Genomic DNA, 6,761 nt, shown 5'->3' on the forward strand with positions numbered 1-6,761 from the left:
GTGCTGGACGTGCTGCCTGTACTGCCGCCGGACCTGCGTCCGCTGGTGCCGCTGGACGGCGGCCGTTTTGCGACCTCCGACCTGAACGACCTGTATCGCCGCGTGATCAACCGCAACAGCCGTCTGCGCCGTTTGCTGGAGCTGAAAGCGCCTGAAATCATTGCCCGCAATGAAAAGCGCATGCTGCAGGAAGCCGTCGACTCGCTGCTCGACAACGGCCGCCGTGGCAAGGCCATGACGGGCGCCAACAAGCGCGCACTGAAGTCGCTGGCCGACATGATCAAGGGCAAGTCAGGCCGTTTCCGCCAGAATTTGYTGGGCAAACGCGTCGACTACTCCGGCCGTTCCGTGATCACCGTGGGCCCAACACTCAAGCTGCACCAGTGCGGCTTGCCCAAGCTCATGGCGCTGGAACTGTTCAAGCCCTTCATCTTTGCGCAGCTTGAGTCGCGCGGCATCGCCACGACGATCAAGGCAGCCAAGAAGGAAGTCGAATCCGGCACGCCAGTGGTGTGGGATATCCTGGAAGAGGTGATCAAAGAGCACCCTGTGATGCTGAACCGTGCGCCTACGCTGCACCGTTTGGGCATTCAGGCCTTTGAACCCATCCTGATCGAGGGCAAAGCCATCCAGCTGCACCCGCTCGTCTGTTCGGCCTTCAATGCCGACTTCGACGGTGACCAAATGGCTGTCCACGTACCACTGTCGGTAGAAGCACAGATGGAAGCCCGCACCCTGATGCTGGCTTCGAACAACATCCTGTTCCCTGCCAACGGTGAGCCCTCCATCGTCCCGTCGCAAGACGTGGTGCTGGGCCTGTACTACACGACCCGCGACCGTACCAACGGCAAGGGCGAAGGCCTGGTGTTCTCCGACACTGGCGAAGTGCGCCGCGCATTTGACGCAGGTGAGCTTGACCTGAACGCCCGCATCAGCGTGCGCCTGACCGAGTACACCAAAGACAAGGCCACAGGCGAATTTGTGCCGTCGACCAAGCTGTGGGAAACCACGGGCGGCCGTGCACTGCTGTCCGAGATCCTGCCCAAAGGTTTGCCTTTCTCCAACATCAACAAGGCGTTGAAGAAAAAGGAAATCTCCAAGCTGATCAACGTGTCTTTCCGCAAGTGCGGATTGAAAGAGACCGTGGTGTTTGCCGACAAGCTGCTGCAGTCGGGCTTCCGCCTGGCGACAAAAGCCGGCATCTCGATCTGCATCGACGACATGCTGATCCCCAAGGAAAAGCCCGCCATCATTGCGCGCGCACAAAAGGAAGTCAAAGAAATCGAGCAGCAGTATGTCTCGGGTCTCGTGACGTCCGGCGAGCGCTACAACAAGGTGGTCGATATCTGGGGCAAGTCCGGCGACGAAGTGTCCAAGGTCATGATGGCCCAGCTTTCGAAAGAAAAAGTGCTGGACCGCAATGGCAAGGAAGTCGAGCAGGAGTCCTTCAACTCCATCTACATGATGGCCGACTCCGGCGCCCGCGGCTCTGCTGCGCAGATTCGCCAGGTCGCCGGTATGCGCGGTTTGATGGCCAAGCCTGACGGCTCCATCATCGAAACGCCGATTACCGCCAACTTCCGTGAAGGCCTGAACGTGCTGGAGTACTTTATCTCCACCCACGGCGCCCGTAAGGGTCTGGCCGATACGGCGCTGAAAACAGCCAACTCCGGCTACCTGACCCGCCGCCTTTGCGACGTGGTTCAGGATCTGGTGGTCACCGAAGAAGACTGCGGCACGCAAGAGGGTTCACTCATGCGCGCCATCGTCGAGGGCGGTGAAGTCATTGAATCGCTGCGCGACCGTATCCTCGGCCGCACGGCGGTCGAAGACATCCTGCACCCGGAAAACCGCTCGGTGCTGGCCAAGGCCGGGATTATGCTGGACGAAGACCTGATCGAAGAGCTCGAAGCAGCCGGCGTGGACGAAGTGAAAGTGCGTACTGCGCTGACCTGCGAAACCCGTTTCGGCCTGTGCGCCAAGTGCTATGGCCGAGATCTGGGCCGCGGCGGCCTCATCAACATCGGCGAAGCCGTCGGTATCATCGCCGCGCAGTCGATCGGTGAGCCCGGCACGCAGCTGACGATGCGGACCTTCCACATCGGTGGTGCCGCATCGCGCGCAGCGATTGCCTCCAGCGTCGAAGCCAAGTCCAACGGCGTGATCGGTTTCAATGCACCGATGCGCTATGTGACCAACAGCAAGGGCGAGCTGGTCGTGATCGCCCGTTCCGGCGAGATCATCATCCATGATGAGCACGGCCGCGAGCGTGAGCGCCACAAGGTGCCTTATGGCGCCACGTTGACCGTCAAGGCCGACCAGACCATCAAGGCCGGCGCCATTCTGGCCAACTGGGATCCGCTGACGCGCCCCATCATTACCGAGTTCGCCGGCAAGGTGGCCTTCGAGAATGTGGAAGAAGGCGTGACGGTTGCCAAGCAGGTCGACGATGTGACGGGTCTGTCCACCCTGGTGGTGATCGATCCGAAACGCCGCGGCGCCACGAAGGTGATCCGCCCGCAGGTCAAGCTGATTGACGCCTCCGGCCACGAAGTCAAGATCCCCGGCACCGATCACTCGGTGACGATTGGCTTCCAGGTGGGCGCGCTGGTCCAGGTGCGCGACGGCCAGGACGTGGGCCCCGGCGAAGTGCTGGCCCGTATCCCGATCGAAGGCCAGAAGACCCGCGACATTACCGGCGGTCTGCCGCGTGTTGCTGAGCTCTTCGAAGCCCGTACGCCGAAAGACAAGGGTACGCTGGCTGAAATGACCGGTACTGTGTCCTTCGGTAAAGAAACCAAAGGCAAGGTTCGCCTGCAGATCACCGACCCTGAAGGCAAGGTCTGGGAAGATCTCGTGCCCAAGGAGAAGAACATCCTGGTGCACGAAGGCCAGGTGGTCAACAAGGGCGAGTCGATTGTGGACGGCCCGGCCGACCCGCAAGACATCTTGCGCCTGCTGGGTATGGAAGAGCTGGCCCGCTACATCGTCGACGAAGTGCAGGATGTTTACCGTCTGCAGGGCGTGAAGATCAACGACAAGCACATTGAAGTGATTGTTCGCCAGATGCTGCGCCGCGTGGTCGTTGAAAACGTGGGTGATTCCAGCTACATCGCTGGTGAACAGGTCGAGCGTTCTGCCATGCTGGATGCCAACGACGCCTTGCGCGCTGACGGCAAGATTCCGGCAACGTTCAGCAACTTGCTGCTCGGTATCACCAAGGCTTCGCTGTCGACCGATTCGTTCATTTCCGCGGCTTCCTTCCAGGAAACCACCCGCGTGCTCACCGAGGCTGCCATCATGGGCAAGCGCGACGAGTTGCGTGGCCTGAAAGAAAACGTGATCGTCGGCCGCCTGATTCCTGCCGGTACCGGCATGGCCTACCACGAGGCACGCAAAGCCAAGGACCAGATGGACGATGCAGAGCGCCGTGCCATTGCTGAAGCCGAAGCGGCCGAGCTCGAAGCCATGCCCGCCGCAGCCGAAGCGGGTGGCGACAGTGCGGCTACCGAGTAAGCCAGACTGACTCCCGCGCCGCAAAAGGCGCAAGGCCCCACATCCCGCAAGGGTGTGGGGCTTTTTTTATGGGCAGGACGGCCGCCACGTGGCAATAATGCAGACGGGAATTTAAGCGAAATTTGGGTTTTGCGCATATCGGGTGTGCGTAACCAGCTATCAAAATCATAGCGTTTTCATGGTATTCAAAAGCAGCCTGCCAACTTGCCGTTTGAGCCCAAAAACAGTTAACCTCGCGGCAGTCGCCCGCCGAGCTGTCGGGTGAGTGTCAGCTCATGTCGCACCAAGGAATATCCATGCCTCTTAGCACGCTTGTTTTCGTCATTGTGTTTGCCTTGCTGGTTTTCTGGGCCGTAGGCGCCTACAACCGGCTGGTTCGGCTGAAAAACATCATTGCCAACGCTTTCGCCCAGATCGATGTGCAGCTCAAGCGCCGCTACGACCTGATTCCCAATCTGGTCGAAGCCGCCAAAAAATACCTGCAGCATGAGCAAAGCACGCTTGAGGCGGTGATGCTTGCGCGCAACCAGGCACGCGCGGCCAGCGATGCGGTGCGCAGCCGCCCTGCCAATGCCGGCGCCGTTGTGGCGCTGGCCGCTGCCGAACAGTCGCTGGACGGCAGCCTGGGGCGGCTTTTTGCCGTAGCCGAGGCCTACCCCGAACTCAAGGCCGACCAGACCATTCGTGAACTCAGCGAAGAGCTCACCAGCACCGAAAACAAGGTTGGTTTTGCCAGGCAGGCTTATAACGATGCCGTGCTGGACTACAACAATGCGCAGGGGCAGTTTCCCGCGCTGCTGATTGCCCGCACGTTTGGGTTCGCGCCTTCAGCCATGCTGCGCGCAACCGAAACACCGGCCGAGCGCCAGGCTGTGCGTGTCCAGTTCTGAAAACGTGGCCCCCACGCTTGTCACTTCGTGTACCACGCGAGGCCTTGCAGGTCGCGGCTCGCGAGACGCTTCGCCTGCGGCCCGGCAAAGCCGGTTCCGCGGTCCTGGCTGGTTTGGATCCTCTGTAAGCTGCCTGCGTGCTCCTCGGGTATTGAAGGGTGAGATGACCCGAGGGGCTGTGAATGCGCTTTTTTGAGCGCCAGGAGACAGCGCGCGGGCAGACCACGCGGCTGCTAGTGCTGTTCGGCTTGACGGTGCTTGCGCTGGTTGTGGCCGTCAATGCCGCGCTGGCGCTCACCTGGCGTCTCGTGGCCTCCGGCTTCAGTGGCTACCCCGGCTACTTCTTTGCGGTCAACACGGGCATGACCCTGCTGTTCGTGTTTGGCGGCTGGTGGCTGGAAACCTCTGCGCTGAAGGGCGGCGGTGAGAAGCTGGCGCGCCGTGCGGGTGCCCGGGAAGCCTGGCCAGCCAGCCGGGAGGCCGAACAAAAGCTGTGCAACATCGTGAGTGAGCTGGCTATTGCCGCCAGCATGCGGCCGCCCCAGGCCATGGTGCTCGACCGGGAAGAGGGCATCAATGCGTTTGCCACCGGCTGGGATGAGGACGACTCGGTGGTGGCGGTAACGCGCGGTGCACTGGAGTACCTGACACGCGACGAGCTGCAGGGCTTGGTGGCGCATGAATTCAGCCATATACGCGAAGGCGATACGCGTCTGAACATGCGGCTGGCCGGTATGGTGTTCGGGCTTGAGATGGTCTTCAACCTCGGACGCAGCATGTGCGCGCAGAACGACAGCGGCGGGCGTTCTTTCCTTGCCTTGCCCGGCTTTGCCATCATGACCACAGGCTCGCTCGGATGGCTTGCGGGGCGTGCACTGAAGGCGGCGGTGTCGCGCCAGCGCGAGTTCCTGGCAGATGCGCGAGCCGTGCAGTTCACGCGCAGCAAGGATGGCCTGGGTGGCGTGCTGCGCAAGGTGGCAGGCCAGCAGGCGCAGGGGCTGATGCCGCGCAGCGTGCACCCGGCCGTGCAGCACATGCTGCTGGTGGGCCTCCGTGCAGATACCCATTGGTTTGCCAGCCATCCGCCGTTGGCTGAGCGCATCCGCCGCATCTATGGCCGGTCAATGGAGGCGCTTCCCACGCAGCGTGATGATGAAATGCCAACGCGACCGGACGCCATTTTCTAGATTCGCCATGGCAGCAATAACTTTCCAATAAGCACATCGCCATTAGGTTGAACGGCAGGGCCCCAGCTGCTGCCGAGTACTGGATACTCCCTATAGGGTGCAGAGGGCGCCACGTTAAATTGTCAGTTGAAAAGGCGGCTGCCCAAAACGATAGGAGAACCTATGAGAACGTTACGTCTTCCAATATCCAGGAGGCTCAAGCGCCTTGCGCTGCCTTTGCTCTGCCTTGCGCTCGCCCCCATGGCGCATGCGCAAGACGCCGGCACCAAAGAAACGCTTTACGCCAGGGGTCTGGCGGCAACCTGTGCAAACTGTCACGGTACCAATGGCAAAGTGGTTCAGGGTTCCGCGGTCACCTCACTTGCAGGCCTCGACAAGGGTTACATCGTTGCGCAGATGAATGCCTTCAAGGCCGGCACGCGGCCCGCCACGGTGATGCACCAGATCAGCAAGGGTTTCAATGATGCGCAGATCGAGTCGCTGGCCACCTACTTTGCTGCACAGAAGAAGTAAGGAAAAGACACCATGAATACGCCTCTTCACTCCCCTTCGTTAGCAGGCTTCAGGCGCCGCTCTTTCCTGCAGTCAACGGCAGCCCTGGGTTTGCTAGGGCTGGCCGGCGGCGCCAGCACCGCTGAACCGTCCAAGGCCAGGGTTGTGGTGATTGGCGGCGGCTACGGCGGCGCCACGGCTGCCAAATATGTGCGCCTGCTGTCGGACAACAAAATCGACGTGGTGCTGATCGAGCCGCAGGACGCCTTTATCTCCTGCCCCATCTCCAACCTCGTGCTCAGCGGCGGCAAGCAGATCGGCGACATTACGACGTCTTATGCAGGCCTGTCGCGCAACCACGGCATCACCGTGGTGAAAGACTACGCCAGCGCCATCGACACCGTGAAGAAAACCGTCACGCTGGCTCGCGGCGCCACCATCGCGTATGACAAGCTGGTGGTCTCGCCCGGTGTGGAGCTGATATTCGGCAGCATAGAGGGCCTGAAGGCCGCCAACGACTCGGGCCGGATCCTGCAGGCCTGGAAGGCCGGTGCGGAAACCCTCGCGCTGCGCCGGCAGCTGGAGGCCATGCCTAACGGTGGTGTATATGCCATCACCATTCCCGAAGCACCTTACCGCTGCCCACCCGGCCCGTACGAACGCGCCAGCGTCATTG

At 61.3% G+C, this 6,761-nt stretch carries 5 protein-coding genes; all 5 read left to right on the forward strand.

Annotation, left to right across the window (positions count from 1 at the left end):
- Positions 1 to 3,516: DNA-directed RNA polymerase subunit beta' (rpoC, locus tag AC1DWI_RS10215; protein ID WP_477724779.1), on the forward strand; the 3,516-nt coding region annotated here is incomplete at its 5' end.
- A 296-nt stretch (positions 3,517 to 3,812) separates the two neighbouring features.
- Positions 3,813 to 4,406: a LemA family protein gene (locus tag AC1DWI_RS10220; protein WP_477670195.1), complete on the forward strand. Its 594-nt coding sequence runs from the start codon at positions 3,813 to 3,815 to the stop codon at positions 4,404 to 4,406.
- Between the two features lie 182 nt (positions 4,407 to 4,588).
- Complete coding sequence (locus AC1DWI_RS10225; protein WP_477670194.1) at positions 4,589 to 5,593, forward strand: M48 family metalloprotease; 1,005 nt, start codon at positions 4,589 to 4,591, stop codon at positions 5,591 to 5,593.
- A gap of 162 nt (positions 5,594 to 5,755) precedes the next feature.
- A complete protein-coding gene (locus tag AC1DWI_RS10230) occupies positions 5,756 to 6,106 on the forward strand; it encodes a c-type cytochrome (protein ID WP_477670193.1) in 351 nt (116 codons plus the stop codon).
- Between the two features lie 12 nt (positions 6,107 to 6,118).
- Positions 6,119 to 6,761 (forward strand): FAD-dependent oxidoreductase (locus AC1DWI_RS10235; protein ID WP_477724780.1); only part of this gene is annotated, 643 nt, incomplete at its 3' end.

This window comes from Polaromonas sp. P3_C2 (assembly GCF_056402675.1).

Excerpts from the sequence above, each read along its gene's own strand:
- AC1DWI_RS10220 (WP_477670195.1), top strand. The coding sequence starts at position 3,813 with ATGCCTCTTAGCACGCTTGTTTTCGTCATTGTGTTTGCCTTGCTGGTT.
- AC1DWI_RS10230 (WP_477670193.1), top strand. The coding sequence starts at position 5,756 with ATGAGAACGTTACGTCTTCCAATATCCAGGAGGCTCAAGCGCCTTGCG.
- AC1DWI_RS10225 (WP_477670194.1), top strand. The coding sequence starts at position 4,589 with ATGCGCTTTTTTGAGCGCCAGGAGACAGCGCGCGGGCAGACCACGCGG.